The sequence below is a fragment of the Paenibacillus sp. 01T422 genome (assembly GCF_056398785.1).
The window spans coordinates 1-3,054 of sequence record NZ_JBFTQB010000804.1 but is presented as its reverse complement, the minus strand read 5'-3'; the positions used below and the strand labels follow the sequence as shown (position 1 = coordinate 3,054).

The window sequence follows — 3,054 nt, the reverse complement described above, 5'->3', positions numbered from 1 at the left end:
ATCCGTTGCTGCGCTCGCACCAACTGTTCCTTCCAGCTCAACGATGTTTCCTTTGTCGCCAAGGTGCTGAGCCATTGCTTTTGCCGCATTTTGGCCTTCTACGATAAAGTCAGATCCAATGAAGCTTGTGTATAGATCTTCGTTCTTTTTGTCAATGCCACGGTCAACTAGGATAACCGGAATTTTCGCATCTTTTGCTTCTTTCAGAACAGCTTCCCAGCCTGTTTCTACGACAGGAGCCATAGCGATTACATCGACCTTTTGGGCGATAAAAGAGCGAATGGCTTTAATTTGGTTCTCTTGCTTTTGCTGCGCATCAGAGAACTTCAAATCGATCGTTGGATCAGCTTTCGCTGTGTCTTGAATGGATTGCGTTTCCGCACCACGCCAGCCGCTCTCCGCTCCGATTTGGGAGAAACCAACCGTAATTTTGCCATCTCCTGCTTTGGCTGCTTCTGCTGCCTTCGTAGCTTGAGGCGCTGTTGAAGCTGTTGTCGTTTCAGATGTTTTAGCCCCGCAGCCTGCGACCAGAGACATAATGACCGTTGCAGTTACAAGTGCCCCCATGATTCTTTTTCTTTGTACCATTTGTGTTCCTCCTCGAAATAATTATTTACAACCTTAGTGTAATATTTAACCTGGTATAGGTCTTTACACGCAAAAGTCATTTTTTGCTTTATTCCGTCATACTGGATGAAAATCGCGAAAAAGGGATCAGTTGGATACTTCTCGCGAACGCAAAGAAGGATTTGGGGCGAAAGCCAGCGCTAGGCGCCAATCTCCTTCCCTCCCACGCCAAACAAAAAGTCCGGCCATCTGAATGGCCGGACAGTGCTGCTTATTGCATGATCGCTCTCGCAACAATGACAAGATCTGCAATATCTACTTTGTTATCCTTGTTGATGTCTGCTTTCTTTCCTACAGCGTCCCAATCCGCATCGCCTTGCTTCTTGCCATACGCTGCTGCAACGATCGCCAAATCGCCTACGCTAAAGCCTCCCGAGTTCAGATCGGCATTGATTTTCTTCGCTTCAAAGACAGTAATCGCCTCTGCCAGCATGTCAATCGCACCAATCAACTGCTCCTCCGTTGAGGCGCTATTGCCTGCAACAAGCGCTGCTTGATCAATGGCTGCTTGCAGCGCCGCTTTGGCTCCCGGCGCATAGAAGCCATCTTGCTCAGCTTCAACGGCTTGATCATGCTTCGTTTGGGCCGAAGCGATAGCTGCCAATAGAGCCGCTTTGTTCCCCGTTGGATTCGCTGACTCCTTCAGCTCGAGAATAAGCCTATCGACCTCAGCAAAGTTCGTCTTTTTGGTCAACTTAATCGTGTTGAGCCCTTGATTCAACGTTACCGTTATGGAAGACGGATTGTAACGTCCCCATCCGAATTGTTTGTAATCAATAACTTGATTAGCTCCATTATTGACGGAAACATCGTGCTGGGAAATGACTGTACCACCCGTTCCGTTAGAAGCTATGACCGTCATGGCATAAGTACCCGCTTCTTCAACGTTGACGTTAAATAAAATATAGTCGCTGCCAGCTGTGTCCACATAACCGACCACTTTGCCACCTGAAGCGTCGTCCGAATTATTGATTCTCGCGTTCCCGCCAAGAACGGCATCCTCCGCCTCGTAGCTGTACAGGGAGACAGACGGTGTGCCCGATGGCTCTTGGACCAACGCGCCATAAGCTACCGGTGTGCCGAAGTTTGGCGTGCCATCCTGGTTCCAGGTGAACTTTTGCGCACGAACCGTGCGATTCCCCCAGCTTCCGCCGGATTTAAGATCAGCATGGTACACAATCCAATCCTCCGTACCATCCGGGGATTTCGTAAAGCTGTTATGTCCCGGACCGAAGGCTCCCGGAGCTTTGCTGAATACAGGACCCGACTTCGTCCAAGAAGCAGGATTCAGCACATCACCATCCGTATTCGTCAACATACCTAACGTATAATCATCCGTCCAGCTGCCGCTTGCTGAGTAAACAATGAAGATTTTATCATTTTTCATCAAGATTTCCGGACCTTCATTAATACTTGGCGGTGCCCCTACCAGCTCCCAAGCTTGGTTAGGCGTGGACACCAGCACTCTAGGGCCGCTAATCGTCCAAGGATTGCTCATCGGAGCGATGTATAAATTTTGACTTACATTAGTGTCGCCTTCCCAACCAGACCACACGAAGTACATCGAATTGTCGCTTTTCGTTAAGACCGTGCCGTCAATTGCCCATTTGTTTGTGGCATCTGCAATCTTTCCTTTCATCGTATAAGTCCCTTGTGCGTCTTGCGAATCACCTTCGATAACATACATACGGTGGTTATTATTATTGCCATCATCCGCAGCGAAATAGATGTACCATTTGCCATTTAAATACTGAATTTCAGGTGCCCATAATTCCTTCGAAAACATTTGTCCAGTAGGCGGTGTATAGACCGTTACGCGAGGCGCGATCCCGATATCCTGAAGACGTTTGGCTTTCGCCACCTGAATCAAACCGTCATTCTCGGATTTCACATAATAGTAGTAGCCATTCTTAAAAACCACGCTCGGATCTGCCGAACCAGCACCGCTTGAGACAAGTACGATCGGATTTTTGAATGTACCGCTATCCGTAACCGTCACTACAGCAGAAGCTTTCACGCCTCCCGCTGCCGTAACCGTAATGGTCGCTGTTCCTTTGTTAATCCCTTTCACGTATCCATTGCTATCAACTCTCACTGTACCTGTGTGGCTCGAACTCCATGTTAGCTGCTGACTAGAAGCGTCTTCAGGCGCGATAGTGGCGGTCAGTTTTTTCGCCTCGTCCACTTTGACAGTCAACGCTGCCGCGTCCAAAGTAACAGACTGCACGCTTTTACCTGAATAAACAGCCGTTAAGGCTTGTTTAATTAAATTCGCGTGCGACCATTTGACATGTAAGCTTGCATCGCCGGTTGCATGCACATACTCGACTTTAACCGGGTACTGTTGTCCAGCTGTTAATGTGATTATTCCTGTTTGTTCTTCTCTTGTACCACTTGTTTTATTAACGACCAATGCCTCGCCAATCC

Annotated in this window: 2 protein-coding genes; both read right to left on the bottom strand. The window is 48.2% G+C overall.

The genetic code is table 11. From position 1 onward, the window contains the following. Positions 1 to 588: substrate-binding domain-containing protein (locus AC1DUA_RS31540; RefSeq protein ID WP_477503501.1), on the bottom strand; the 588-nt coding region annotated here is incomplete at its 3' end. A gap of 250 nt (positions 589 to 838) precedes the next feature. Beyond that, positions 839 to 3,054: family 43 glycosylhydrolase (locus tag AC1DUA_RS31535; protein ID WP_477503500.1), on the bottom strand; the 2,216-nt coding region annotated here is incomplete at its 5' end.